Source organism: Dyella sp. GSA-30 (genome assembly GCF_027924605.1).
In the GTDB taxonomy this organism is placed as follows: Bacteria; Pseudomonadota; Gammaproteobacteria; order Xanthomonadales; family Rhodanobacteraceae; genus GSA-30.
This window is the reverse complement of record NZ_AP027042.1, coordinates 3,065,918-3,092,342: the sequence shown is the minus strand read 5'-3', so window position 1 is coordinate 3,092,342 and position 26,425 is coordinate 3,065,918. Positions and strand designations below refer to the sequence as shown.

At 62.6% G+C, this 26,425-nt stretch carries 28 protein-coding genes, 1 tRNA gene and 1 other RNA gene; 7 read left to right on the top strand and 23 right to left on the bottom strand.

What is annotated here, in order from left to right:
* Positions 1-18: 18 nt before the first annotated feature.
* From dnaX to QMG46_RS13520, 6 genes are all read right to left on the bottom strand, one after another.
* Complete coding sequence (dnaX, locus tag QMG46_RS13545) at positions 19-1,692, bottom strand: DNA polymerase III subunit gamma/tau (protein ID WP_281848355.1); 1,674 nt, start codon at positions 1,690-1,692, stop codon at positions 19-21.
* An 87-nt stretch (positions 1,693-1,779) separates the two neighbouring features.
* Positions 1,780-1,876, bottom strand: an RNA gene (gene ffs, locus QMG46_RS13540) — signal recognition particle sRNA small type.
* 36 nt (positions 1,877-1,912) lie between these two features.
* Positions 1,913-2,005: transfer RNA gene (locus QMG46_RS13535), tRNA-Ser, on the bottom strand.
* Positions 2,006-2,095: 90 nt separating this feature from the next.
* A complete protein-coding gene (locus QMG46_RS13530) occupies positions 2,096-2,602 on the bottom strand; it encodes a DinB family protein (protein ID WP_281848354.1) in 507 nt (168 codons plus the stop codon).
* A gap of 24 nt (positions 2,603-2,626) precedes the next feature.
* Entirely contained in the window at positions 2,627-3,385 is a 759-nt protein-coding gene (locus QMG46_RS13525; protein ID WP_281848353.1) for an MBL fold metallo-hydrolase, read from the bottom strand.
* A complete protein-coding gene (locus tag QMG46_RS13520) occupies positions 3,382-4,113 on the bottom strand; it encodes a 3-deoxy-D-manno-octulosonic acid kinase (protein WP_281848352.1) in 732 nt (243 codons plus the stop codon). Before QMG46_RS13520 ends, QMG46_RS13525 begins: the two co-directional genes overlap by 4 nt.
* A gap of 40 nt (positions 4,114-4,153) precedes the next feature.
* Here QMG46_RS13520 and QMG46_RS13515 point away from each other — a divergent pair, with 40 nt between their 5' ends.
* A complete protein-coding gene (locus tag QMG46_RS13515; protein WP_281848351.1) occupies positions 4,154-5,194 on the top strand; it encodes a glycosyltransferase family 9 protein in 1,041 nt (346 codons plus the stop codon).
* A gap of 170 nt (positions 5,195-5,364) precedes the next feature.
* On the opposite strand, the gene QMG46_RS13510 is transcribed toward QMG46_RS13515, so the two are convergent.
* The 15 genes from QMG46_RS13510 to QMG46_RS13440 all read right to left on the bottom strand — a co-directional run bounded on the left by QMG46_RS13510 (position 5,365) and on the right by QMG46_RS13440 (position 18,865).
* Entirely contained in the window at positions 5,365-5,763 is a 399-nt protein-coding gene (locus tag QMG46_RS13510; RefSeq protein WP_281848350.1) for a DUF6165 family protein, read from the bottom strand.
* A 77-nt stretch (positions 5,764-5,840) separates the two neighbouring features.
* A complete protein-coding gene (gene lpxK, locus QMG46_RS13505; protein ID WP_281848349.1) occupies positions 5,841-6,773 on the bottom strand; it encodes a tetraacyldisaccharide 4'-kinase in 933 nt (310 codons plus the stop codon).
* Between the two features lie 58 nt (positions 6,774-6,831).
* Entirely contained in the window at positions 6,832-8,604 is a 1,773-nt protein-coding gene (msbA, locus tag QMG46_RS13500; protein WP_281848348.1) for a lipid A export permease/ATP-binding protein MsbA, read from the bottom strand.
* Positions 8,601-9,047, bottom strand: coding sequence for an ExbD/TolR family protein (locus tag QMG46_RS13495; protein WP_281848347.1), 447 nt, complete (start codon positions 9,045-9,047; stop codon positions 8,601-8,603). Before QMG46_RS13495 ends, msbA begins: the two co-directional genes overlap by 4 nt.
* A gap of 5 nt (positions 9,048-9,052) precedes the next feature.
* Complete coding sequence (locus tag QMG46_RS13490) at positions 9,053-9,712, bottom strand: MotA/TolQ/ExbB proton channel family protein (protein WP_281848346.1); 660 nt, start codon at positions 9,710-9,712, stop codon at positions 9,053-9,055.
* Positions 9,713-9,814: 102 nt separating this feature from the next.
* A complete protein-coding gene (locus QMG46_RS13485; RefSeq protein ID WP_281848345.1) occupies positions 9,815-12,124 on the bottom strand; it encodes a DNA internalization-related competence protein ComEC/Rec2 in 2,310 nt (769 codons plus the stop codon).
* Positions 12,125-12,201: 77 nt separating this feature from the next.
* On the bottom strand, positions 12,202-12,924 hold the full coding sequence (gene lolD, locus QMG46_RS13480; RefSeq protein ID WP_281848344.1) for a lipoprotein-releasing ABC transporter ATP-binding protein LolD: 723 nt from the start codon (positions 12,922-12,924) through the stop codon (positions 12,202-12,204).
* Positions 12,925-12,928: 4 nt separating this feature from the next.
* Positions 12,929-14,173, bottom strand: a complete 1,245-nt coding sequence (locus tag QMG46_RS13475) for a lipoprotein-releasing ABC transporter permease subunit (protein ID WP_281848343.1) — start codon at positions 14,171-14,173, stop codon at positions 12,929-12,931.
* A gap of 160 nt (positions 14,174-14,333) precedes the next feature.
* Positions 14,334-14,870, bottom strand: a complete 537-nt coding sequence (locus QMG46_RS13470) for a protein YgfX (RefSeq protein ID WP_281848342.1) — start codon at positions 14,868-14,870, stop codon at positions 14,334-14,336.
* The gene (locus QMG46_RS13465) at positions 14,842-15,090 is read right to left on the bottom strand and encodes an FAD assembly factor SdhE (RefSeq protein WP_281848341.1); all 249 of its coding nucleotides are present in this window, start codon (positions 15,088-15,090) and stop codon (positions 14,842-14,844) included. The genes QMG46_RS13470 and QMG46_RS13465 overlap by 29 nt, the downstream gene beginning before the upstream one ends.
* A 61-nt stretch (positions 15,091-15,151) precedes the next feature.
* Positions 15,152-15,937 (bottom strand): succinate dehydrogenase iron-sulfur subunit, encoded by a 786-nt coding sequence (locus QMG46_RS13460; protein ID WP_281848340.1) that lies wholly within the window; start codon positions 15,935-15,937, stop codon positions 15,152-15,154.
* Between the two features lie 75 nt (positions 15,938-16,012).
* Entirely contained in the window at positions 16,013-17,800 is a 1,788-nt protein-coding gene (gene sdhA / locus QMG46_RS13455; protein WP_281848339.1) for a succinate dehydrogenase flavoprotein subunit, read from the bottom strand.
* Between the two features lie 6 nt (positions 17,801-17,806).
* Positions 17,807-18,217 (bottom strand): succinate dehydrogenase, hydrophobic membrane anchor protein, encoded by a 411-nt coding sequence (gene sdhD, locus QMG46_RS13450; protein ID WP_281848338.1) that lies wholly within the window; start codon positions 18,215-18,217, stop codon positions 17,807-17,809.
* A complete protein-coding gene (gene sdhC / locus QMG46_RS13445) occupies positions 18,214-18,609 on the bottom strand; it encodes a succinate dehydrogenase, cytochrome b556 subunit (RefSeq protein ID WP_281848337.1) in 396 nt (131 codons plus the stop codon). The genes sdhD and sdhC overlap by 4 nt, the downstream gene beginning before the upstream one ends.
* A gap of 88 nt (positions 18,610-18,697) precedes the next feature.
* Positions 18,698-18,865, bottom strand: coding sequence for a DUF1674 domain-containing protein (locus tag QMG46_RS13440; RefSeq protein WP_281848336.1), 168 nt, complete (start codon positions 18,863-18,865; stop codon positions 18,698-18,700).
* Between the two features lie 142 nt (positions 18,866-19,007).
* On the opposite strand from QMG46_RS13440, the gene QMG46_RS13435 reads away from it, so the two are divergent.
* Both QMG46_RS13435 and QMG46_RS13430 read left to right on the top strand, forming a co-directional pair.
* The gene (locus QMG46_RS13435) at positions 19,008-19,805 is read left to right on the top strand and encodes a CAF17-like 4Fe-4S cluster assembly/insertion protein YgfZ (RefSeq protein ID WP_281848335.1); all 798 of its coding nucleotides are present in this window, start codon (positions 19,008-19,010) and stop codon (positions 19,803-19,805) included.
* Positions 19,806-20,266: 461 nt separating this feature from the next.
* Positions 20,267-20,710 carry a cell wall hydrolase gene (locus QMG46_RS13430; RefSeq protein ID WP_281848334.1) on the top strand — a complete coding sequence of 148 codons (444 nt, stop codon included), beginning with the start codon at positions 20,267-20,269 and terminating at the stop codon, positions 20,708-20,710.
* Between the two features lie 100 nt (positions 20,711-20,810).
* Here QMG46_RS13430 and QMG46_RS13425 read toward each other — a convergent pair whose 3' ends face one another.
* Positions 20,811-21,290, bottom strand: a complete 480-nt coding sequence (locus tag QMG46_RS13425; RefSeq protein WP_281848333.1) for an outer membrane lipoprotein — start codon at positions 21,288-21,290, stop codon at positions 20,811-20,813.
* Between the two features lie 12 nt (positions 21,291-21,302).
* A complete protein-coding gene (locus QMG46_RS13420; RefSeq protein ID WP_281848332.1) occupies positions 21,303-21,869 on the bottom strand; it encodes a glycine zipper 2TM domain-containing protein in 567 nt (188 codons plus the stop codon).
* Between the two features lie 201 nt (positions 21,870-22,070).
* On the opposite strand from QMG46_RS13420, the gene QMG46_RS13415 reads away from it, so the two are divergent.
* The 4 genes from QMG46_RS13415 (at position 22,071) to QMG46_RS13400 (ending at position 26,414) form a co-directional block, all read left to right on the top strand.
* Positions 22,071-22,856, top strand: a complete 786-nt coding sequence (locus QMG46_RS13415) for a TatD family hydrolase (protein WP_281848331.1) — start codon at positions 22,071-22,073, stop codon at positions 22,854-22,856.
* Positions 22,857-23,165: 309 nt separating this feature from the next.
* Positions 23,166-23,690 carry a MarR family winged helix-turn-helix transcriptional regulator gene (locus QMG46_RS13410; protein WP_281848330.1) on the top strand — a complete coding sequence of 175 codons (525 nt, stop codon included), beginning with the start codon at positions 23,166-23,168 and terminating at the stop codon, positions 23,688-23,690.
* Positions 23,687-25,219 (top strand): efflux transporter outer membrane subunit, encoded by a 1,533-nt coding sequence (locus QMG46_RS13405; RefSeq protein ID WP_281848329.1) that lies wholly within the window; start codon positions 23,687-23,689, stop codon positions 25,217-25,219. The genes QMG46_RS13410 and QMG46_RS13405 overlap by 4 nt, the downstream gene beginning before the upstream one ends.
* Positions 25,206-26,414, top strand: a complete 1,209-nt coding sequence (locus QMG46_RS13400) for an HlyD family secretion protein (protein WP_281848328.1) — start codon at positions 25,206-25,208, stop codon at positions 26,412-26,414. Before QMG46_RS13405 ends, QMG46_RS13400 begins: the two co-directional genes overlap by 14 nt.
* Positions 26,415-26,425 lie beyond the last annotated feature (11 nt).

Here is a 26,425-nt window from a genome sequence, read left to right as displayed (position 1 = left end):
TTTATCGGTAACGAGCGCTTACGGCTCGAAGGGTTTGATCGATTGCGGCACCACCTTGGCGCCGAACTCGCGCTTCAAGGATTGCACCAGCGGATCGCTGTCGATGGATGCCTCGGCGGCCGACTGCGCCTCTTCGCGCGCGTTGGCCGCGCGTGCGGCCGGCGTATGCGCGGCAACGCTCTGATCGTTGACGAAACGCAACCGAATGCGCTCGCCCAGCGCGTTGCTGATGCGTTCTTCCATCTGGCTGACCATCGGCTCCACCGCCAAATGCATATGCGCCGACTGCAGCCCCATGACCAGCGTCTGACCATCGCGCTCGCGCAAATGTGCATTCTGGGCCAACTGGCCCAGCGGTCCGCGCAAGCCCGCCTGTTCGATCAAGGCCTCCCACACCGGCAGCCCACGCGCATCGCGCGGCACCTCACGTGGTGCCGGCGCTTGCGTAGGTACCGGCGCCGCAGCCACCGGCTCGGGTCGAGCCATCGGTGGAGCGGCTTGTCGTTCCACCGGTGCCGGCGGTGCCGCGCGCGGTGCAGGCGGTTCGGCCTGACGCGCCACGGGAGCAGCGGCAGGACGTTCACGGCGCGGCGCTTCGCCGCCATCGGCCGGACGGAAGGCCAACATGCGCAGCATCGCCATTTCAAAACCGGTACGCGCATCGGGGGCAATCGCCAGGTCGCGGCGACCCGCCGTGGCGATCTGGTAATAAAGCTGCACGTCCTCGGGCATCAGTCGCTCGGCCAGCGCAACAAGCGCGCTGTCGTCGGCATCGCCACCTTCGGGCCGATAGCCCGGCACCAGTTGAATCAGTTGCAGACGGTGCAGCACGGCGGCCAGATCGTCCAGGACGCCACCGAAATCCGGCGAGAACGAGGCAATGCGTGTGCATTCGTTCAACAGCTGCTGGCCGTCACCGACAGCCAACGCCTCCAGCAGACCAAGTACCTGTCCGCGCGCCACGCTACCGAGCATGGCGCGCACGTCATCGGCCTGCAGCGCACCACCACCATAGGCGATGGCCTGATCGAGCAAGGACAGCCCATCGCGCAGCGAACCGTCGGCGGCGCGAGCCAGCTCGACAATGGCGCTGTCTTCGTACTGGATATTCTCGGCACCGAGGATATGGCGCATCTGCCCGGAAATCTGATCCGGCAGCAGGCGCTTGAGATTGAACTTCAGGCAGCGCGACAGCACCGTCACCGGCAACTTCTGCGGGTCGGTGGTGGCGAGCAGGAACTTCACATGCGGCGGCGGCTCTTCCAACGTCTTGAGCAAGGCGTTGAAAGCCGGCTTGGAGAGCATGTGCACCTCGTCGACCAGGTACACCTTGAAGCGGCCGCGGGCCGGAGCGTACTGCGCGTTCTCGATCACCTCGCGCACGTCGTCCACGCCGGTGTTACTGGCTGCATCGATTTCCAATAGGTCGACAAAGCGTCCCGCATCGACTGCCGTGCAGACCGCGCACTCGCCGCAGGGATCGGCCGACTCGCCGCGCTCGCAATTGAGCGACTTGGCGAAAATACGCGCGATCGTGGTCTTGCCGACGCCACGCGTGCCGGTAAACAGGTAGGCATGGTGCATGCGCCCGGTGTCGAGCGCATTGGTAAGCGCACGTACCACGTGCTCCTGCCCGACCAGTTCGGCGAATTTACGGGGACGCCATTTGCGGGCTAGGACTTGATAGGACATTCGCTATTACCTTGGGGCGAAGGACGATTGTGCCAAGGTGCGCGCTGCTTTGCAGCCCGGCCGCTACGCGGCCCAGAAAGGCGGCGGCCCTGCCAGCCACACCCCGGCACCCGAATCGTTCGCTACCGTTGCTTCCTTCCGGACCTGGCGGAGTTTACGAACTATCGTCGCGGGGGGACCGACAGGGCCACCATAGACTTTATTGCGAGGGTTCACTCACTGGCGGAGAGGGCGGGATTCGAACCCGCGATACGGGGATAAGCCGTATACACACTTTCCAGGCGTGCTCCTTCAACCACTCGGACACCTCTCCGCGGTGGTGAAACCTGCGCTGCGGGGCCTATTGGCCCGGCAAAGAGGCGAAAGGATAGCGGGCGGCGGGACCAGTGACAAGAGACATGTCTCAGGCGACCTGGGCCACATCGCGCAGGAAGACCGGGAAATCGGTGGTCGGCGGCCTCGCACCGGCTCCGTAGAACATATCGGCGACAAACCCGCGGTGGTAGTTGGTGTGGCTGACCAGGTGCAGCAGGATTTCGGCCTTGGTCATGGCGCCCTCGCCGCCACCGATAAAGCCGAACTGCACGGTCTCGTCGACGTCCGCCTCGCCAAGCCCATCGGCCCAGGCGACATACCACTCGTCCAGTTCGAACTGACGCCGCGCCAGCTCGTCCAGCGCGATCTTTTCGCTAGTGATACGAGCGGTAAATCCATGCTCGCGGCCTTCGAGATGGGCCTGAAAAACCTTGTCGATCGTGTACACGTGGGTGAGCATCGCCAGCATGCTGCCGAAAACCACCTGGCGCGGCCGCAACAGCTCCTCTTCCGGCAACTTGGCGGCGGCCTCGAAAATCATCCGGTCGGCCCAGGCCTTGTAGCGGGCGAAACGGCGCAGCGATTGCGTACTCATGCTTCGATTCTCGTTCTAAAGGGATCAGCCGGCATCCGCACGTGGCGGCGGCGGCGTGGGCAAGGCGATGCGATCGCCGGCCCTGGCGATCTGGAAACCACGCGATTGCAAGGTCGCGCCATCGGCGTGGCTACCGTAGTGATAAAGCCGCAAACGCTCGCGCCATTCGGCGGGGTACTCGCGCTCGACATCGTCCACGCCGGTATGGGATGGGTTGCTAGCTATGCCGCAATCATGCGCGATGATTTCATTGCCACCGGCGTAGCGGGTGAGCATCTCCGGTATCGGGCGCGTGTCGCCGGTATAGGCAAAGCTGCCACCCAAGGCAACGCCATAAGAGGTACCGGGCATATGGTGACGCGTGGCGAACACATCGAACCAGAGGCCATTGAGCCAGAAGCCGCGACTGCAAGGCACCAGCCGGAACGCCTCCCAGAAATTCACCCCGCCCTCGGCGAGTACGCCCGGATAATCCGCGACACGCGCCTGCAGCCAGGGGATCAAACCGGCGTGCGCGAACAAGCGCGTCTGGCCACGCAAGGTTTCGTCGAACCACAGGCGGAAGAACGTCCGCTCCAGGCCGGCCACATGATCCATATGCGTATGCGTGATGTACAAGGCACGCGGCGGCTCGCCATAGGCGGCCATATAACGTTCGAGCGTGTCCGGACCGCAATCGATCAACAGTACCGGTTTGCCGTCGCATTCGAGCACCGCAGCGGACGAGCCCAGCTCGACCGCATGTGCCGCACCGACACCGAGAAAATGCAGAGTCCAGTTCATAAGGTAAGGGTACGCTCGTAGCGTTCGATCAGGGACGTCCAGATCGTTGCGTCGAACGCCGCCTCGCCCTGCCCCGCAGCGCCAAGCTTGAGCAGCGATCGACGCAGCCGCTGCAGGTTGGCTTGCTGCCAGGCCCGTTCCGGCGTGCGCCGTTCGCCGCGATCGAAGTCGATCAGGTACAAACCGGTATCGGCGATCAGCACGTTGTGTGCATTGAGATCGGCATGCCAGATGCCGGCACGATGAAACCGCGCGATCACATCGCCGACGGCAACGGCCAGCGTGTCGTCCAGGCGCCCCTGGGCAAGATACTCGGCCAGCGTCGAGGCGTCTTGAATACGACCGGTCAGCAGATCGGCGCTATAGAACAGGCCATGACGGATATATCGCGTTGCCACGGGCCTGGGGCCGGGCAATCCGAGCTCGGCGATCACGCCAAGCAGGCGCAGCTCCTGAAAGCCTCGCGTACGATCGCGGCCGCTCCACAGATAGCGATCGCCCATCAACGCGGCCACCATGCCACCGCGCCGATAGTGCTTCAGCACGCATTCGCCCGCGGGTGTATCGACGATCGCGATGCCGCCGCGCCCGCCCGCCTGGGTGCGCAAGGCACCCCGTTCGCTCCAGTAGGCCGGCGCGAACCAGTTACCGTCGACTTGTGGCGATGCGGCGGCGTCGAACAAAATCGCTCCACCGGCGTCCTCACGGACTTGCTCTTGCATCATCATGCCCGGTTCAACTCGTTCGACCATTCTAACCGAAGGCCTTATGTCCGCTCCCACCTCGATCTGCCTGTTGCGCACCTCGGCCATCGGCGATGTCACACACGTCGTCCCGCTGGTCCGGACCCTGCAGCAGGCCTGGCCGCAAACGCGGCTGACCTGGATCGTCGGCAAACTCGAGCGCAAGCTGGTTGGCGACCTTCCTGGCGTGGAGTTCGTCACCTTCGACAAGGGCGCCGGCTGGGGCGGCATGCGCGCCGTACGCGAAAGTTTGCGAAATCAGCGGTTTGACGCCTTGCTGCAGATGCAGGTGGCCATGCGTTCGAATCTCCTCAGCCTGGGGATTCGCGCGAAACGCCGCATCGGTTACGACCACGCGCGCGCCAAGGATCTGCACGGCCTGGTGATCAACGAACGTATTCCCGCACGAACCGGCGAGCATGTGCTCGACGCCATCGGCAGCTTCTGCGAGCCGCTGGGACTGAAACAACGTGAAGTGCGTTGGGATATCCCGATTCCCGATGAGGCGCATGCCTGGGCAGCGGAAAAGCTTCCCGGCGATACGCCGACGTTGCTGGTCAGCCCGACATCGAGCCATGCGCTACGCAACTGGGAGCCGGCGCGCTACGCCCAGGTCATGGACCATGCCGCCGCCAAGGGCTGGCGCGTGGTACTGGTCGGCGGACCGTCGGCGCTTGAGCGCAGCATGGCCGACACGATTCTCGCCACGACACGCCACAAGCCACTCGACCTGACCGGCAAGGACACCCTCAAGCAGTTGATGGCGATGCTCGCCCGTGCACCGATGCTGCTGACGCCCGATTCGGGGCCGATGCATATGGCAAATTCGGTCGGCTGCAAGGTGCTGGGTTTGCATGCCGCGAGCAACCCGGATCGTTCCGGTCCTTACTCGGATCGACGCTGGTGCGTGAACATGTATGACGCGGCGGCGCGCAAATATCTGGGCAAGCCGGCGCATGAAATCCCGTGGGGCACGAAGATCGAAAAGCCCGGGGTGATGGATTTGATTTCGGTGGATGCGGTGATCGAGCGGTTTGAGGCGTGTGCGGCGTTTTTGAAGAAGTAGTAAAGGGTTCCGCGAGCACCCGGCCCCCTCACCCCAACCCTCTCCCTCGGCATAGCCACGGGAGAGGGAGCAAAAGCACGAAACCTTGAAGACTTGCCTCAGTCGATTCCCTCTCCCCTGGCTATGCCGGGGGAGAGGGTTAGAGTGAGGGGGGCTCTAAGCCCTCAGTTTCAAGACGCGCGATAATCCTGATACGACTTCTCTTCCACCAACTGCGAACCAAGCTTGAGATTGATCTCGCGCTTGAACGCAGCGCGCTCGTCATTGCGGAAATACACCGCGCGAGCCAGCTCGATAAATTCCTGATCGAATGCCTGCGCCTTTTCCTTCAGGCGAATACGGTCTTCGATATCCCACAAGGTTTCATTGACCTTGAGCAGATCGGCACGCTCACGGGAAATATCCGTCTTCGAAGCGGCGTCATTGGCCCAGGTCGCATTGAGCAGGTCCAGCTCGTTGCGCACATTGGCCAGCTTGGCCGGGTCGGTAATCTGACGCGACTTGATTTCGAGAATGGTGATCTTGTCGATCAGTTCGCCGTAGGACACCGGCGTTTGGATAAGGCTCATGACGTCTCCGAAAAGCGCTTGCAGAATGGATGTGCGGGATAGCCCGGACACCCATGATAAACCAGCCCCGGCCGGGCTCAGCGCTTCAGGGCGCCGACGCGCTGAATAAGGGCCGCCAGAAACGACGCAGGCAGCTCCGCCCGAACCGGTACCGCCCACCAGTGCGGCTGGGCGAACGGCGCGCATTTGACCGCGTCTTTCTCGGTCATCAGCAGGGGCAAGCTGTCGTGGAAATCCAGTTCGACCGCGGTATAGGCATGGTGATCGGGAAAGGCCTGCTCCACCACATCCAGCCCGTAGCTGCGCAAGCTGTCGAAGAAACGCCCGGGGTTACCGATCGCCGCGATAGCGCGTACCCGCTGCCCGGCGAATTCAGCCAGGGCCTGGGCATGCCCGTCCAGCAGCGCGCGTGCCTGGCCGCCGGCAAGCGTCATCGGCACTTCGCCGGCCTCGGGCCGACCACCGTTGCAAACCCGAAAATCGGTCGATGCCAGCCGCGCCATCGGCTCGCGCAACGGGCCTGCCGGAAGCAGACGGCCATTGCCGAAGCGACGCTGACCGTCGATGACACAGATTTCGATATCGCGGGCCAGGCGGTAGTGCTGCAACCCGTCATCGGCGATCACGACATCGCAGCCGGCCTCCAGCAACAGTCGCGCGGCAGCCGGACGATCGCGCCCGATTGCCACTTCGACCCCGCTCGCACGGATCAGGCAGGGCTCGTCGCCCACCTGCGCAGGGTCTGGTGCCGCGCCCAGCAGCATCGGCTCACGTTGCGTGCCGCCATACCCCCGACTGACCACGCCAGGACGCAAGCCGTAATGCTGCAGCGCTTCGGCAACCGCGATGGTCAGCGGCGTCTTGCCGGTCCCGCCCACGCTGATATTGCCGATGACGATGACCGGAACGGGCAAGCGCTCGCTGCTGAAGGTGTCGGCGCGATAAAGCGCACGACGCAGGCGGATCAGGCCGCCATAAAGCGCACTCAGCGGCCAGGCCCACCAGGGCACGCGTCCCTTCCCATACCAGGCGGATTGAAGCGTATCGGCCAGCACCGTCGTGGGCGCCTCAGTCGCTCGGCTTCTCGTGGAACTGCATGCGATGCAAGGCGGCATAGTGGCCGCTCATCGCCAACAACTGGTCGTGGGTACCACGCTCGACGATGCGGCCCTGGTCCATCACGGCGATCTGGTCGGCACCTTCGATAGTGGACAAACGATGCGCGATGACCAAGGTGGTGCGATCGCGCATCAGGCGCTGCAGCGCCTGCTGGATCAGCCGTTCCGACTCGGTATCCAGGGCGCTGGTCGCTTCGTCCAGCACCAGGATCGGCGCGTTCTTCAGAATGGCGCGTGCGATGGCGATGCGCTGGCGTTGACCGCCGGAAAGCATGTTGCCGCCCTGACCGATCGGCGTGTGGATGCCGTTGGGCAGCTTGGCGATGAACTCCATCGCATTGGCGGCCTCCGCCGCGGCAACGATCGCCGCGTCGCTGGAACCGGCGAGTTCGCCGTAAGCAATATTGTCGGCGACCGTACCGTCGAACAGCACCACGCTCTGCCCTACCCAGGCAATCTGCCGGCGCAGCGAGGCAAGCGTATAGCCTTGATAGTCCTCGCCGTCGACGGTAATCGTGCCGCCGCTGGGCTCATAGAAACGCGGCAACAGGCTGACCAGACTGCTCTTGCCGCTGCCCGAACGGCCGACCAGGGCCGTCACCGTACCGGGGCGACATTGCAGATCGATGCCGCGCAGCGCTTCGAACTGGTTGCGTGGATACACCAGCCGGACGTCCTTGAATGCGATATCGCCCTGCGTACGTTCGAGCACGCGCGTGCCGTGATCCATCTCCGGCGGCATGTCGATGATCTCGAACAGGTCGTCGCATGCGGCCAGACCGCGCTGCACGTTCGATTGCACATTGGTCAATCGCTTCAGCGACGGCATCATGCCGCCCATCGCGGTAAGCACGGAAATAAACACGCCGGGCGAGATCTTGTCGATCTCACCGGGGCGCGTACCCAGGTAGACCAGCAGCGCCAGCGCAAACGCCGCGGCGGTCTGCACGGTGGCGCTGGACATCGCGCTGGTCGCGGATACTTTCAGGTTCAGGCGACGACTGTAGTTGGTGACTTCCTCGAATCGCTTGGACTCGTGTTCCTGGCCGCCATAGATGCGCACTTCGCGATGCGCGCCGACCGACTCTTCCACCGTGCCGGTCACCGCGCCCATGGTGCCCTGGATACGCCGGCTGATATTCCGATAGCGACGGCTCACCACAGTCACGATCAAGACAATGGCCGGCACCATCACGAACAAGGCCATGGTCAGGTAGGCGCTGTTGCTCAGCATGACGTAGAGCATGCCGAGCACGGTCAGGCTTTCGGTGACCGCAACCTTCACCGCGTCGGTCGACGCGGACGCGACCTGCTCACTGGTGTAGGTGATGCGCGAAACCTGTTGGCCGGAATGCTCGTCGCCAAAAAAACGTGCTGGCAAGCGCAGGTAGGCGGAAAACACATCGCGTCGCATGGTCTGCACGATGTTACGGCCGATATACGAAATGCCGTAGTCGTTGATGAATATTCCTGCGCCACGCAACAGAAAAATGCCGATGATCCAGATCGGCATCCAGAAAATCAGATACGGGTCCTTCTCGGCCAGCAACTGGTCGATGAGCGGACGCAGCAATTTGACGAAAGCGGCCAGGCAGCCGCTTTCAATCGCCATGCCGAGCAGCGATATCGCACCGATGGCGCGATACGGCTTGAGATAACCAAGCAGGCGCTTGTACGTCTGCCAGGAGTCGCTGCCCCAGACAGAACCGGTTTTCTTGCTCACTTGGCGCTGCCTGCGTCGGTCGGCGCGGCTTCGCTCGGCGTCGTCGCGATCGACAGCTTGGTAAAGCCCAATTGCCCGAGCGCATCCATCGCGATGACCACGTTCTGATGCGCCGTCATCGCATCGGCCCGGATCGTGACCTGGCGTTCGCGATCGTCACCGGCGGCCTGTGCGATCGCCTGCTTGAGCGGTTCGATGCCCTCACCATGCACTTCATCGCTGCCCACGAAGAAATGCCCGTCGCGGTCGACCACGACAGTGACCGCGGGCGCCTGCATGTCGCGCTCTTCCGCGCTCGCCTTGGGCAGGGTCACCTGCATCCGCGAATGCTGGATAAACGTGGTAGTCAGCACGAAAAACATCAGTAGGGTCAGCAGCACGTCGATCAGCGAAATCACGTTGATCTCGAAATCGTCCTGCCGGCGATCATTGCCGATACGCATGCGTGTCAGCCCGCGCTCGATTCGGCGCTGGCCGCGCTGCTACGACGCGTGCGCGGTGCCGGGGGCGCCGGGGTCAGTTCGTCCAGCAAGGCCGTCGCCTGCTTTTCCATCTCGACGACATGGCCGGCGACCTTGGAACGGAAATAGCGGTGCAGCACATAGGCGGGAATCGCCACGACCAGACCCGACGCGGTGCAGATCAGCGCCTCGCCGATACCGCCGGCCATCTTCATCGGGTCGCCGACACCGCCGCGCATCACTTCCATGAACATGCGGATCAGGCCGATCACCGTACCAAGCAAGCCAAGCAGCGGGCCGATCAGTGCGATCGTACCCAGGCTATTGAGGTAACGCTCCATGTTGTGCACGACATGGCGGCCGGTGTCCTCGATGCGTTCCTTGATCAATTCGCGCGGGCGATTGCGCACCGCGAGCGCGGCGGCCAGGAGCTCGCCCAACGGCGAGCCGTTGGCCAGCGTCTGCAAGTGGGCGGGATCGAGCTGACCGGAACGCGCCCAATTGCGCACCTCGTCGCCCAGACCTGCCGGTAGCACCGCGGAACGGCGCAGGGTCCAACAGCGCTCAAGCACGATCGCCAGTGCGATCGCCGAACAGATCAGGATGGGCAACATCGCCCAACCGCCAGCCATCAGGATATCCAGCACGAGCCCTGCGCTCCCAAACGTTAACGAAGCGCGAATCATAGCAGCGCCGTCGTTCGTTTCCGTGCAATCGCGCCCGTTCCCGGGGGTGACCCGCCTTTTGGGCTATTCGCGCCAGTATGGGCGCCGAACCTGACGCCATCGTGCTGCAACATGCGGCGCGGCGTCGGTGGGAAAGTCGACGCGAACCGCCCCCGTATCGGCCGTATTCAGCAAGGGAACGCCGGCCGCGCCGTAACGCTCGACCACCAGCGGATGCGGATGACCGAAGCGGCTGCGCCAGCCTGCGGAGACCAGCGCCAGCGATGGCTGGACCGCGGCAATAAAACGCTCACTGGATGAATGGCGGCTGCCGTGATGCGGTGCCAGCAATACGGTGGGCGAGGACAGCGGAAAGCGGTCCAGCAACCTGGCTTCGACCTTCGCCGAGATATCGCCACCGATGACAAGACTGCCGCCTCGCCCCTCCACCAGCAGCACACAGGATCGATCGTTATTTGAAGCACCCGGATCACTGGGCGGCTGGATCAAGCTGAAGCGCACGTCATCCCATATCCAGTTTTCGCCCGATTCGCATCGAGCAAGATCAGGCAGGCGCTCCGGCTCACCCGTGGTTGCGATGGCCCCGGGAAATGCACGCATCACCGCCTGCGCGCCACCGGCGTGATCGTTATCCGCATGACTGACGATGAGTCGGTCGAGCCGGCGCCAGCCCAACGCCCGCATCGAGGGCAACACCACGGCATCGCCCATAGTGAAATCGGCGGAATACCCCGCGCCGGTGTCATACACCAGCGTGTGATGTTGTGTGCGCAGCAGGATCGCCAGCCCCTGCCCGACATCCAGCATCCACATTTCAAAGGCCCCTTGCTTGGGGCGCGATAGCGGCGGAAACAACAGAGGCAGAAACAGCAACGCGCCGAGTATGCGCAGAGGCACGCCTCGCGGGGAGAACATCCATACGGCACCGATCAGCGCGCACAGCAAAGCCCATAGCCGAACCTGCGGCAGATACCAATGCGCCCCCGGCAAGCGCGCCAGTTGTTCGAATAGCCACCATTGCCCATGCATCAGCCCGGCAAGCAGCCACAGAAGCGGCGTCGCCAAAGGTGCACAGAGCATGAGCAAGACCATACTCAACAAGACCCCTGGCACGACGAGCAAGCTCACTACGGGGATGGCGAACAGATTGGACAGTGCGCCAATCAGAGAAGCCTCGCCGAAAAACCACATCGTCAACGGCAGCAGCGAGACCGTCATCAGCCACTGAGCCGAACACAACTCGCGTATGAAACCGCGCCAGCCACCCCGCCGCGTCTTGGGGCAGAACATCAGCAAAGCTACACCGACGAACGACAACCAGAATCCGGCCGTCAGCACCGAAAGCGGATCGAGCAACAGCATCGCGATCAACGCGATGGCGAGTGAGACTGCCGCATCGGGCTGTCGCCGAAGGCAGCGAGCCCACGCGATGACTGCAATCATCAATAACGTTCGAACCGTCGCCACGCCAAGCCCGGCCAATACGCCGTAGCCAGCGGCGACCAGTAGTGCCATGACGGCCTTTGCGATCGGCGCAGGTATACGTAACCCCAGCGCCGGCCATAGCAGATAAAACAGTTGCACCAGCCATACGCCGCCGATCGCCGCAACGCCGACGTGAAAACCGGAGATGGCGATCAGGTGCGGAATGCCATTCGCCCGCGCGATTTCCCAATCGCGGTTATCGAGCCCCCGCGTATCGCCTACGGCAAACGCACGCAACGAAGCCGCGTCGCGGCGGTCCGCCACTCGCTCGGCAATGCGCTGGCTCAAGGTCTCTCGCCAGCCATCCACACACGTGCCTGAATCGGCGAGCATCGTGTTCGCGGCGTCTTCGCGCACATAGCCGGTCGCTACGATGCGATTGGTCAGCGCGACGCGTTCGCTGTCGATGCCGCCTGGATTGACCAGGCCGCGCGGACGCTTCAGCCGCAGCATCAATCGCCAGCGCGAGCAGGCCGGCAAAGGGAGGCGAGGCCTGTGCCAGGAAAGACGAAGCTTGCCGCGCAAGTCGAGTGGCTGGCCATCCAGCTCGGCCTGTTCGATACGCAGCATGAAACGGGTTGCGTCCGATCGTGCCACCGGAAGGCCATCGATGTGTCCCGTCACAAGTACGTTCTTGCCGTACAAGGTATCTGGCAAGCGGGCTTCCATTGCCAGCGAGCCGTGAATCGTTGCCCAGGCAAAGCCCAGCATAAAAAACGCCGGTAATCGACACCCACGCCAACGGCAAGCCACCGCGAGCAAGACCAATGCCATCGCGGCAGCGCCATAGCGCGATAACAAGTTCGGCAGACAGGCGACAGTGAGGGCACCGCCGAGCATGCTCAGGCTCAGCGGCACTACGCCGGTAAATCGCGACAGACCGATCATCCCGCAAGGATGAAGTCAGCCCGGCCGATGCGCGTCCCGTTCCAGGCCGAAAGCCTCGTAGGCTTTGCGCGTGAAAATCAGGCGCGCTGGCGCTCCATCAAACTGCCGTTGTGCAGTTCCAGGGTTCGGTCCATGCGCCCGGCAAGGCGACTATCGTGCGTGACCAGGATGAAGCTGGTACCGATTTCGCGATTGAGCTCCAACATCAGCTCATAGACCTGCGCGGCATTGCCTTCGTCCAGGTTGCCGGTGGGCTCGTCGCCCAGCACGCAGGCCGGCCGGGTCACCAAGGCGCGCGCGACCGCGCAACGCTGGCGTTCACCGCCGGAAAGCTCTCCCGGCTTGTGTTCGATGCGCTTGCTCAAGCCCACGCGATCGAGTAGCGCTTTCGCCTCTTTTTCCGCCTGCGCAATGGCTACGCCGCGAATCAGCAACGGCATGCAGACGTTCTCCAGCGCGGTGAACTCGGGCAACAAATGATGGAACTGATAGATGAAACCCAGCGAGCGATTGCGCACGCGACCACGCTCGGCGTCGGAGAGTTTGGAGAGCAGGCGCCCTTCCACCTCGACCTCGCCGGCGGTGAGCGTGTCCAGGCCGCCGATGATATGCAGCAGTGTGCTCTTGCCCGAGCCCGATGCACCGACAATAGCCAAGGTCTCGCCGCGACGAAGCTCGAAGCTGACATTGCTCAGCACCTGGGTATTCAAACCGCCCTCTTCGTACGTCTTGGCGATATTCCTGGCGCGCAGCACGATGGGCTGGGTCACAACGGGCTGGTCTGGAGCAGTCTGATTCATGAAATCACTCATAGCGCAGCGCCTGCGCCGGCTGCGTGCGCGAGGCGCGCCACGCGGGATACAAGGTGGCCAACAACGAGAAGCCGAAGGTGATCAGCGTCACCCAGCCCACGTCCGAGGCCAGCAACTGGCTGGGCAATTCGCTGATGTAGTAGACGTCCGGCGACAGGAAGGTCACATGGAAGGTGTGCTCGATCCATTTGACGATGACCGGCAGCTTCCACGACAGCAACGAACCCAGGCCGACACCGACACCGATGCCGACAAAACCCACCAACACGCCTTGCACCATGAAGGTGCCCATGATGCTCAGCGGCGTTGCGCCAAGCGTGCGCAGGATCGCGATATCCGCCTGCTTGTCGGTAACCAGCATCATCAGCATCGAGATCAGGTTGATCACGGCGACCAGGATGATCAGCGACAGGATGATGAACATGACTTTCTTCTCCATTGAAATGGCGGAGAAGAAATTGGCGTGGCTGTCCATCCAGGTTTCGACGCGATAGGTCTGGCCCAGCGCGTCGGCCAGTTCGCGCGCTACGGGGCGGGCGTTGAACAGATCGTCGAGCTTCAGGCGAACGCCTGTAGGGCCGTTCAGATCATTGAGCACTTCGGCATCGGTCATATTGACCAGCGCCAGGCCCGAGTCGAACTCCTGCATACCCAGTTCGAACACGCCACTGACCTTGAAGGCGCGCTGGCGCGGCACCGAACCCATCGGCGTACCGCGAAACTGCGGCACCACCATGATCACCGTATCGCCGGTGTTGACGCCCAACTGCAGCGCCAGCTCCTTGCCCAGCACGATATTCCAGCTGCGCGGTGTCAGGCCGTCGAGCGTGCCCTCCACCATATGCGTGTTGATATCGGAAACCTTCGGCTCCTGATCGGGCTCGATGCCACGCACTATCGCGCCACTCGAACGCCGGCCAAGCAGCATCGCCTGCGCTTCCACATACGGCGCCGCGCCTTTGACGTGCGCGTTGGCATCGGCCACCTGCACCGCCTTGTGCCAATCCTGCACGCTCTCGCCCGGCAGCCCGGAGACGGTCGCATGCGAAATCGCGCCGAGGATGCGCGAGCGCAATTCGCTATCGAAGCCGTTCATCACCGACAACACGGCGATCAGCGCGGTCACGCTGATTGCAATGCAGATAATCGAAACCGCTGAGATAAACGAGATGAACTGATTGCGCCGTTTGGCGCGGGTGTAGCGCAAGCCGATGAAAAGCTCTAGCGGTCGAAACATGAATGGGTCGCTTATTAGGAGTCGCAGGGCTATGGCCGCCCAGAGCAGGCATTATCGGGCATATGACCGCGTTGCGGCGGTTAAAGTGCCCGATATGGGGAAATGCGGCAAGTTTTCATGGGTTCGGCGCCCCGGCGATTGATGGAAGCTTCAAACAATCTCACTTCCCATCGTCGCCCCGGCGAACGCCGGGGCCCAGCGTCTTTCGCACGTTGGAGCGCAAGGCACTGGATCCCGGCGTTCGCCAGGATGACGGATCAGGGAGGGTCTCCGGCAGCTCCGCCGATGCGGCCTTGGCCAAACGCATGCGCAATCGCCGACGTGTCGCCTCATCGGTGTTGTCGCCGGCCAACCAAAGGATCGGCCCTACCGCATCGCCAGAGCGCAGATTCAGCACGATGTGCGAGCCGAACGTGCGGAACGTGTCCAGCTCCATCGCGACTTCGTGACCCGTCGCCAGATCAACGGTCCAGGTTCCATCGGAGGCCCACTGGACTCGGCGTACAGCGCGATCTGCCGCACGGCGCTGTCGATAGAACGCCAGTACCAGCGCCGCGATCGCTATCGAGAACTGCAAAATCAGCGGGATATCGGCGGCGAACAGCGCCAGCAACACCAGGCACAGGCCACTCGACGCCAGGTACAAAGGCAGCCGCGAAGGCCGATACTCAAAGCGAATGCCGGGCTCGGATGTCATCGATGATGCGCTTCCAGTCTGCGCGTTCGGGCTGGGCGTGGCCCATGACCCAGTCCCAGAGATCCGGGTCCTGCACGTCGAGCAATTCGTCGAATGCCTGCCGGGTGGCTTCATCGGCACCGGCAAAATGATCTTCCAGCCAGCCGCCGAACAGGGCGTCGAGCTCCCGGGTACCACGGCGGGTGCGCCAGCGCAGGCGCTTGATGCGGGCTTCGTCCATAGCGTTCAGACCGTAAACCGCGATAAGGCCGGCAGGGATCGGTTCCCGCCGGCCATCGCCGTCAGGGCGCGCGGCGCTCGACGATCAGCTTCTTGATCTCCGCAATCGCCTTGGCCGGGTTCAGACCCTTCGGGCAGGTGCGGGCGCAGTTCATGATGGTGTGGCAGCGATACAGCTTGAACGGATCTTCCAGATCGTCCAGGCGCGCACCGGTGTCTTCGTCGCGGCTGTCGACGATCCAGCGGTAGGCCTGCAACAGGATCGCCGGACCCAGGTACTTGTCGCCGTTCCACCAGTAGCTCGGGCAGCTGGTCGAGCAGCAGGCGCACAGAATGCACTCGTACAGACCGTCGAGCTTCTTGCGGTCTTCGGGCGACTGCAGGCGCTCCTTGTCGGCCGGCGCCGGGCTCTGCGTGCGCAGCCAGGGCTTGATCGAGGCGAACTGGGCGTAGAAGTGGGTCAGGTCCGGCACCAGATCCTTCACCACCGGCATATGCGGCAGCGGATAGATCTTGACGTCGCCCGAGGCGCAATCTTCGATCGCGCGGGTGCACGCCAGGGTGTTGGTGCCGTCGATGTTCATGGCGCAGGAACCGCAGATGCCTTCACGGCAGGAGCGGCGCAGCGTCAGCGTCGGATCGATTTCGTTCTTGATCTTCAGCAACGCGTCCAGAACCATCGGGCCGCATGCGGCCAGGTCGACCTCGTAGCTGTCGATGCGCGGATTCTTGCCGTCGTCCGGCGTCCAGCGATAGATCCGGAACGTACGCGGTTTTTTCGCGTCCTTGGCCGGAAAGTGCTGGCCCTGCTGGACCTTTGAATTTTTGGGTAGCGTGAACTCGGCCACGATTGCCTCACTGTTTTACTTGGCTGACAGCCCGCCTAGGCGGGCGCCTTACAGCATTCGAGAAAAGACGCGCGCTTAGTAAACGCGCTTCTTCGGCGGCACCACTTCGACGTCGCTGGTCATCGTGTACATATGCACCGGGCGGAAGTCGAACGACGCCTTGCCGTTGTCGTCCACCGACACCAGCGTGTGCTTCTGCCACTCGTGATCGTTGCGGTCCGGGAAATCCTCGCGTGCATGCGCACCGCGACTTTCCGGACGCTGCTCGGCCGAATACATCGTGGCCACGGCCTGACCCAGCAGGTTCGACAGTTCCAGCGTTTCGATCAGGTCGGAGTTCCACACCATCGAACGATCACTGACGCCGACATCCTTGAAGGAGTCGTAAGCGGCGGTGATCTTCCGGCAGCCTTCCTTGAGCGACTCGTCGGTACGGAATACCGCGGCGTCCGACTGCATGGTGCGTTGCATTTCGGCGCGGATCTTCGCCGTCGGCAGGCTGCCCTTGGCGTGACGCAGACCGTCGAAACGACCCAGGGCCTTGTCCAGCACGCTGGCCGGCAGATCCTTGTGCGACGTATTGGGCTTGATGATCTCGGCGCAACGATGGGCCACCGCACGGCCGAACACCACCAGATCGAGCAGCGAGTTCGAGCCCAGGCGGTTAGCGCCATGCACCGACACGCAGGCCGCTTCGCCGATGGCGAACAGGCCCGGCACCACTGCATCGACGTTATCGCCGCGCTTCTGCACGACTTCGCCGTGATAGTTGGTCGGGATACCGCCCATGTTGTAGTGGACGGTCGGGATCACCGGGATCGGTTCTTTCGTCACGTCCACACCGGCAAAGATGCGCGCCGACTCGGCGATACCCGGCAGACGCTCATGAATCACGTCCTTGCCCAGGTGCATCAAGTTGATGTGGATGTGGTCCTTGTGCTCGCCCACGCCGCGGCCTTCGCGGATTTCCATGGTCATCGCACGACTGACAACGTCGCGCGAGGCCAGATCCTTCGCGTTGGGCGCATAGCGCTCCATGAAGCGCTCGCCGTTGGAGTTGGTCAGGTAACCGCCTTCGCCACGCACGCCTTCGGTGATCAGGCAGCCCGAACCGTAGATGCCGGTCGGATGGAACTGCACGAACTCCATGTCCTGCAGCGCGAGACCCGCGCGCAGCACCATGCCGCCACCGTCGCCGGTGCAGGTATGCGCCGAGGTGGCGCTGAAGTAGGCACGGCCGTAGCCGCCGGTCGCCAGCACCACCGCGTGACCGCGGAAGAAGTGCAAGGTGCCTTCGTTCATGTCCAGCGCGAGCACGCCGCGGCAGACGCCCTCTTCGTCAAAGACCAGGTCGATGGCGAAGTATTCGATAAAGAACGTGGCGTCGTGCGCCAGCGCCTGCTGATACAGCGTATGCAGGATCGCGTGGCCGGTACGGTCGGCCGCGGCACAGGTGCGCTGCGCGGTGCCCTTGCCGTAGTGCGTGGTCATGCCGCCGAACGGACGCTGGTAGATCTTGCCTTCCTCGGTACGCGAGAACGGCACGCCGTAATGTTCCAGCTCGATGATCGAGGGAATGGCCTCGCGGCACATGTATTCGATCGCGTCCTGGTCGCCCAGCCAATCCGACCCCTTGATGGTGTCGTAGAAGTGGAAGCGCCAGTCGTCTTCGCCCATGTTGCCGAGCGCGGCGGAAATACCACCCTGGGCCGCGACCGTATGCGAACGGGTCGGGAACACCTTGGTGATGCAGGCCGCCTTGAGGCCCTTCTCGGCCAGGCCGAACGTGGCACGCAGGCCCGCGCCACCGGCGCCGACCACGATCACGTCATACTTATGTTGTTGAATCTTGTAGCTTTCCATTGGCTCTTATGCCCCCAGAGCGATGCGCAGCACGGCCAGCACGCCAGCGAGCGTGCCCAACACCGCGAGGAACCTGATCAACACCATCGAGGAAACTTCTTTCCAGCGGGTGTGCACGTAATCTTCGATCACCACCTGCAGGCCCAGCACGGCATGCCAGAACACGGTGATGATGAAAGCGGCCAGCAACACGGCGTTCCATGGCTTGGCCACGGTGGCGCGTGCGGTGGCGTAGTCGGCATGCAGCAGGCCGAGCACGGTGGCGACGAACCACAGCACCAGCACCACCAGCGCGGCGGCGGTCAAGCGCTGCGTCCACCAGTGGCCAACGCCCGACTGGGCCGAACCCAGGCCGCGAGCGCGCTTGAGCGGATTGCGGAAATCCTTGGCGACCTTGCTGCTGTCGTTGGCGCTCATGCGGCACCTCCGGCGGAGAGCACGTAGGCCCACACGGCCACGGTCAGCACGACGCTGACGATGATCGAGGCCCAGCTTGAACGCACGAACTGCGCAATCTGGTAGCCAGCGCCAACGTCCTGGATCAGGTGTCGGATGCCGTTGCACAGGTGGTAGAACAGGGCCCAGGTCCAGCCAAACAGGAGCACCAACCCGATCGGGCTGCCCGTGCAGGTCTTGAACTGGTTGAACGTCGACTCGCCGCCGGCCAGCGCCAGCAAGCCCCACAGCACCATCAAGGTACCGACGGCCAAAGCAATGCCGGTGGCGCGATGCACGATGGAGGTCACCATCTGCACTTGCCACTTATATATCTGTAGATGGGGAGAGAGCGGTCGTCGGGTGTCTGCCATGGCGGCTATCCTGGTTTGGAATCGCTGATGCCCTTACCGCCCACCCCTGTCCAAACCCAAGCCGACGCCAACGCCGGCGCAGACCTAGTCAGAAGTCGATACAGCGACCGTTCTTTTCCCAATCGCCGTAGCGGGTGGGATCGGGCGCCGGCCGCTCGACCGGTGCCTTGTCCGTGGCCGGCGTGACAGGCACGGCGGCAGGCCCCGCAGGAGCGGGCACGGGCTTGGTTTCGGTTTGAGAGGAGGTATCGGACATGGTTTTATAAAGCCGCGGAAGCGTAATACTTGCGGCAATACAGCACAACCTTGACGGACGCCGCCAGACCTGCAAGACACATGCCGTCACAAGCCTCCGGACACTTGAGCTTGGTACCGCCCGCCCCCAGGTTCGATGGTCTATGACTTCACCCTATCTCGCCGAAACTCTTGCGATCGAAGGCCCCGACGCCATCGCTTTCGCGCAGGCCCAGCTGAGCAGCCGCATCGACGATATCCCGACAGGGCAATGGCGCTTCAGCGCCTGGCTCGATGCGAAAGGGCGCGTGATCGCGCTGTTTCATGTAGCGCGCATCGCCGACGATCGCCTGCTGTTGCTGTTGCGCGGCGGTCGCGCGCAAGACATCGTCGATGCAATGAAGCGTTTCGTGTTTCGTTCGAAAGTCACGTTGACTGCGTTTGCTCCGCGCACGCTTTCGACAAGTGCAGCGATGAACATGCACGCTGTCGAACATGACGATGCACGCACATCGCTTGGTTGCGATACGCACAGTCTGGTGATCGGCGAAGCAAGCGACAACGCATGGCGTTTGCCGCAACTGCACATGGGTTGGCCATGGCTGCCGGACGATGCATTGAATCAACTGTTACCACCGATGATTTCATTGCATCACCTGCATGCGGTATCGATCGACAAGGGTTGCTATCCGGGACAGGAAATCGTTGCGCGTCTGCACTATCGCGGCGGGAACAAGCGGCATATGCACAGTGTCGTATTGTCGCGACAAGTTGACGCAGGCACCGTATGGCGCAGCGATGAGCGCGAGACGTTGCGTTTGCTCGATGTTGTCGAGCAAAACAATCAATACAACGCGCTTGCTGTCGTCGCCGACGAACTGCTCGAAGGCTTGCACGACAACACGTTAGAGATCGTTCATGAAAAAGTTTGCGTAACTTTCAGCGAACGCTGGCCAAACTGAGAGATAGATCGCAGTTGAATGTGTATCGCAAAAACATAAACGTGAGCGCCACGTGAATTTGATAGTTACGGCACTTGCCAGTTCAGCAATCGACCTTTAGGCTCCGCCGGTCAAATGAGAGATGCCTCCAAACGGAGGTGTCCAATTACGCGACGAACCGGAGGGGTCCGGATCGGCGCGACCCGGCTGAAGATGCCGGCGTAGACAACCGCCATCGTGCGGATCAGCTGTTGCAGGTATGTAGTGCTCTTTGAGGGCACTGCGTCTTGTTGTGTCAGCAATGAATACGCGAGCGGCTCCCGGACAGCCACTCAAGTAAGCCGCAATCCCGCGGCAAAGCGTTCGGCCACAAGTTTCGGCATGAACGAGTAATCCAGGTGGAACGGCCTGCCCGCCCGTCCACCGCAACGGCGCTCGAAGTTGTTTTTTGACTTCGCGCGTACAGCACGTTGGAGGCAGAAATGAAACTTTCTATGTTGTTGTGGTTAGCGTCCGTGCTGCCTCAACCCCTCGCTGACCAGACCTGCCTGGCAACGACGGTGTATCTCGAAGCCCGCAGTGAGCCGACGAACGGGCAGTTCGCCGTGGCTGAAGTAGCACTGCGCCGGCGTGAACGCGGCCAGTGGGGCAACACTGTATGTGAAGTGGTGAAATCGCCGCATCAATTTGCGACCGCCACCACACCAGCAACGTTCGACGTCAGCAATCTCGATGCATTCAACAAAGCATGGAAGATTGCCGGCGAATCGATCAACAACTGGGCGCTGCCGCTTGCGGAACGTCGCCTGCTTGTTCCTCATGCAGATCACTTCGCCACTGTAGCCGTATCGCCGCTTTGGTCGCGCAACAATAACGGCAAAGCCGTCAGCACCATCGGCGAACACACGTTCTATCGCGTCAACTAAAACTCAGAACACCCTGCAGCCTTTTTCAAGGCATAAAAAAAGGCCCTCATTCGAGGGCCTTTTCTTTTTCATCGTTTAAACGTCTAGACGTCCAAACAAATCAACGCGGATAAACGTGATCGCCGCGAATTTCCACATAGTCGCCAGGGCGAAGCTGCGGATCTTCGCGCTGCGTCACCGTGGCGTAGCGACCATCGTCCATGCGAATGTTGATCTGGAACGCGTAACCGCCGCCATCGCTGTTCTTGCCGATCTGGTTACCGACCACGCCACCGCCCACCGCACCGACCACGGTAGCGGCCGTACGGCCATCGCCCTTGCCGATGGTGCTGCCCAGCACACCGCCTGCCACGGCACCAATCACAGCGCCCAGCGTGCCGCCATTGCCACCGCCGCCGGTATTGACCTGCTGGATGTTCTGCACCACGCCGCACTGGCAACCGTAGCGCCCCTGCTGCACGGGCGGCGGCGGCGGACGATCGCTGTAGCGCGGACGGGTGTCGTACGGCTGGCAACCGGCCAGACTGACGCTGGCAGCGACCAACACACCTGCGATCCACTTGTTGTTTGACATAAGCATGATGTCGCCTCCTTAGCGAGCGTCTGAAACGGCAACCACACCTTCCTGAACCTGTACGCGATCGCCCGGATCATGGTCCATGCGTATCGTGCGAGTCACACCCTTGTACTCGTAGCGAACATCGTACGCCACAATCTTGTTCGGGTCGCCGGCGGTCGTCGAGCAACGGTGTTCGACCTGCTGGGTGACCTGGCCATGCTGGTGGCTTTCCTCGATGCGCTTGCCGGCATAACCGCCGCCGACCGCGCCGGCCACCGTGGCCAACGTGCGTCCTTTGCCGCTGCCGACCTGGTTACCGAGCAAGCCACCCGCCACGGCACCGATGGCCATGCCGGCGATCTGATGCTGATCTTTCGGCGGCGCGGTATGCGTGACGACCTCGTCATGACAGACGCGCTGCGGCGCCGTGTCGTGCACCGGGTCGACACTGACTACACGGCCGAATTTGGCCCCGTTATCCCCTGCCGCACCGGCGGTAGTACCCGGGTCGGCATTGGCATCGCGGTCGCAGGCAGACAGGCTTAGTGCCAGCGCAGCCGACATCCCCACATAAAGCGCATTGACTATCAACCTGTTCATGGTGACTCTCCTCATAAGTGTTCCTGGTCGCGTCGACGCCATGCGCCCCCAAAGCGCGGACCAGCGGCGGCATTGATACCGCTCGTTAACTGAATACGGGCTAGACCGAACCGACACGCGACATTAACAGCCAGCTGCCGTTGACAGAACGTGATACGAATCCGCTATTTCCATTTGAACGATTGCCAAACGAACGCACCTATGCATGCCCTGGTCGATACGCACGTACACCTGGACGACGTCAGTTTCGATAGCGACCGTGACGCTTCCATCGCGCGTGCCCGCAACGCCGGTGTCAACACGCAGATCATTCCCGGTGTCGACGCGCCCAGTTGGGAGAAGATCCGACAGCTCTGCGACAGCCACCCCGGTCTGCACCCCGCTTATGGCCTGCACCCCATGTTCCTGGCACAACATCGTCCCGAACATCTGGATGCCCTACCCGGCTGGCTGGCCGACGGCGGCGCGGTGGCGGTCGGCGAGATCGGCCTGGATTTCTTTGTCGAGGGTCTCTCTGCCGATGATCAGCGCTTCTACTTTCATCGCCAGCTGGACATTGCACGAGACATGCAGCTGCCGGTGATCCTGCATGCCCGCAAGGCACTGGAGGAAGTGACACTGGCTTTGCGACGCAGCGGCGGATTGCGCGGCGTGGTGCACAGCTTCTCGGGCAGCATCGAACAGGCGCGTCAGTTGTTCGAGCTGGATTTCTGCATCGGCATCGGCGGTCCGATTACCTATGAGCGGGCGCAACGCCTGCGTCGTGTCGTCGCGGAGATGCCGATCGAGTATCTGCTGCTGGAAACCGACTCGCCGGACCAGCCGCTGGCGACGCATCGTGGGCAGCGCAATGAGCCTGCTTTTCTCGTTGAAGTGCTGGAGACCGTGGCGCAATTGCGCGGTGAAAGCGCTGAGAGCGTAGCTGCCGCGACCTCGGCCAACGCAACAAAACTGTTCAACATCCCGCAAGCCCCTAGCTTCTTGTAGGAGCGACTTCAGGAAACCTCTAAAAAGCTTCCCTATTCGTCATTCCGGCGGAGGCCGGAATCCACCCCTCAGCGCAAATGCTTGCCACGAGCCACCTGACAAACGACGACTGAGGAATGGATCCCGGCCTTCGCCGGGATGACGACAAAAACTGAGGTTTTTCAAGGTTCCTTCAGCCGCGACCAACCGTGATGAACCGCGGATCGCGACTGAAGCCGTTCCTACAAGGTAGCCAAGCCACCGGCACTTGCCCTCCAGCGACACCTGTTGCTATCGTTTTATTTCACCGGTGAACTATGCTCTGATGAAATGACCAAGTTGAACCCCTGCATCCTGATGCTCGACGAGGGCATTTCGCAGATCAAAGAAAACATCCCCGACCTGCCCGCCTGTGAAGCCACCATCGCGCGGCTGATACGGCTGGTCGGCGCGCGTGTCGAAGAAGAGCTCGCTCGCAAGCTGAAGCCACACAAGCTCAACGACAGCGAGTTCATGACGCTCAATATCCTGTTCAGTCGACCCGATGGAACGTCGACACCGGGTGAACTGTGCGAATTCACTTCGCAGGGGCCGACCAACATGACACGCATCGCCAATGCGCTGGTCAAGCGCGGCCTGATCACCCGGCAGAACAGCAAGGAAGATCGACGCCGCGTCACCATCCGCATCACCCCGGCGGGGCGACAATTCGTACGCAAGATGCTGCCGCCGATGTTCCCCCAGCTGATGGAAGTCTTCGTCGGTTTCAGCGACACCGAAAAACGCAGTTTCAGCCGCCTGCTACGCAAACTGGCGGTCAATCTCGATCATCTGGACGCGGACGCCCAATCATGAAGCAAGCTCCGACGACATCCACGCGCTGGATACTCGCCGCCGCGCTGACCGCCTTGTTAGCCGGCTGTGCGATACCGGCCAAGATCTCGCATCCGACGCTACGCGACGACGTGCCACTGGCCGGCCTGCAGACCACGAATCGTGCCGGCTGGCCCGATGCGCAGTGGTGGAAGGTCTATAACGACCCGCAGCTGGACAACCTGATCGAACTGGCGATGAAACAATCGCCCGATCTGGCGCAGGCGCATTCCCGTGTACAGAACGCCGAACAGAACGTGCGCGTCGCGGCCGCGCAAGCGGGACTGACCATCAACGGCAGCGCACAAGTCACGCGTCAACGCCTGAGCGAACACGGCATGATTCCGCCGCAGTTCCTCGGTTTCACCTGGTACAACCAGGCCGATCTCGGCGTGCAGTTCGACTACGATTTCGACTGGTGGGGCAAGAAAAAATCCGCCATCGAGGCCGCGCTGGATCAGGCGCACGCCGCCGAAGCGCAACGTAGTGCCGCCGCACTGACGATTCAAAATGCCGTTGCCGATACTTACTTCGGTTGGCTGGCCGATCACGCGCGCCTGCAGCTCGCCGATCAGGCGATAAGCACGCAGGAGCGTCTGTTGCGCATCGCGCAGCTGCGCGTACGCCAGGGCGTGGACCTGTCCGATACCGTGCAACAGTCGGAAAGCCAGCTCTCGGCCACGCGCCAGATGCGGGTTGCGCTCGACGGCTCCGGCAAGATTCGTCTCGCTGCACTGGCCGCCCTGCTCGGCGTCTCACAGGCGGAACTGCCGGCGCTTTCGCCGCGGCCCTTACCTGAAATCAAGAGCGGCCTGCCCGATGACGCCCGCCTGGATCTGGTCGCGCGTCGCCCCGATATCGCGGCCAGTCGCTGGCAGGTCGAGTCGGCGCTCAAGCAGACCGATGAAGCACGCGCGCAGTTCTATCCCGACGTCAGCGTGAGCGCGATGGTCGGCCTGTCCAGCACCAACCAGGGCGGTCCGAATATCCCGGGCCTGGCCAGTGGCGGCAGCGGCGATCTCGGCAATATCTTCTCGCGTGGCAGTCGCGTCTTCGGCCTGACCCCCGCCCTGCACCTACCGATCTTCGAAGGTGGCCGCCTGCAAGCCGCCTACGGCGTAAGTCGTGCACAGTTGGATGCAGCGATCGCGCAGTACAACAGCACGGTGACCGATGCGGCACGCGACGTCGCCACCCAGGCGCTCGGTGCGGAACAACTGGCCGCGCGTCGCCAGGAAAAGACCAAACAGATCGACTCCAACCAGCGTCTGGTCGGCACAGCACAAGCGCGCGCCCGACAAGGTGTGCGCGACGCACGCGAACAACTCGCCGCGACAGCCCAGCTACTGCAGCAACAGGACGATGCCGTCAGCCTGCATGCGCAGGCACTGTCCACCGATCTGAGCCTGATCAAGGCACTCGGTGGCGGTTATCGCCAGACATCCGACACGACAGCCTCCACTTCCACGCCTTCCACCTCTTCCGGAGACGCCGCCCATGAGCGCCAGTGAATCCACCGCCAAGCCCACGGACGATAACGACAGCGGCCTGGCTGCCAAGGATCCGGGCAAGCGCCGTCGCGCGCTGCTGATCGTCGCCCTGGTCTTTATCCTTGCCGCGCTCACGTGGCTGTTGCTGTGGCTGTTTGTGTTCTCCAAGCGCGAAACCACGGACGACGCCTATGTCGGTGGTAATCAGGTCGCGTTGTCCACCCAGGTGCCAGGCACCGTAGTGGCCATCTTTGCCGACGACACACAGCGTGTCGAAGCTGGCCAGGTGCTGGTAAAACTCGACAGCACCGATGCCGACGTACGCCTGCGCCAAGCGCGCAGCCAGTTGGCCCAGGCGGTGCGCCAGGTCCGTCAGCAGACCGATTCGGCCAGCAGCGCAGACGCGCAAGTCGTCACCGCGCAGATCAACCTGAAGAAGGCCGAGGCGGATCTCAAGCGTCGCCTGCCGCTGATCGCCGAACAGGCCGAAGCGCCGGAAAACATTCAACATCTGCGCGACGCCGTCGATCAGGCACGCGCCTCGCTGGTCACCGCGCAGGCCCAGGCCTCGGCCGCGCACGCGTCGATCGAAGGCACCCAGGTCGTCAACAACCCGGCCGTGGAACAGGCGCGCGCGAATTTTCGTGCTGCCTGGGTGGCGGCCCAGCGCAACGACATCTATGCGCCGGTCAGCGGTTATGTCGCGCAGCGCAGCGTACAGCTGGGCAATAGCGTGCAACCCGGCCAGCAGTTGATGACCGTGGTGCCACTGCACGATCTATGGGTGGATGCGAATTTCAAGGAAGGCCAGCTGCGCCACATCCGCATCGGCCAGCCGGCGAAGATCGTCTCCGACGTCTACGGCAGCAGTGTCGAATACCACGGCAAGGTGATCGGCCTGGGCGCCGGCACGGGCAGCGCGTTCTCGCTGCTGCCGGCGCAGAACGCCACCGGCAACTGGATCAAGGTCGTGCAGCGCGTGCCGGTACGCATCGCGTTGAACGATCAGGACCTGGACAAGCATCCGCTGCGCGTGGGCCTGTCGACCGAAGTCACCATCGACATCACCGACGACCACGGCGCGGCCCTGGCGCAAGCCCCGTCCGACAAGCCGTTGGCGCAGACCTCGGTCTACGATCAGATGGCAAGCAAGGCGGACGCGGAGGCCGATCAGGTCATTCAAGCCAATCTGGGCAAGGCAGCAAGCGCGAACTGAGGTAACCACCC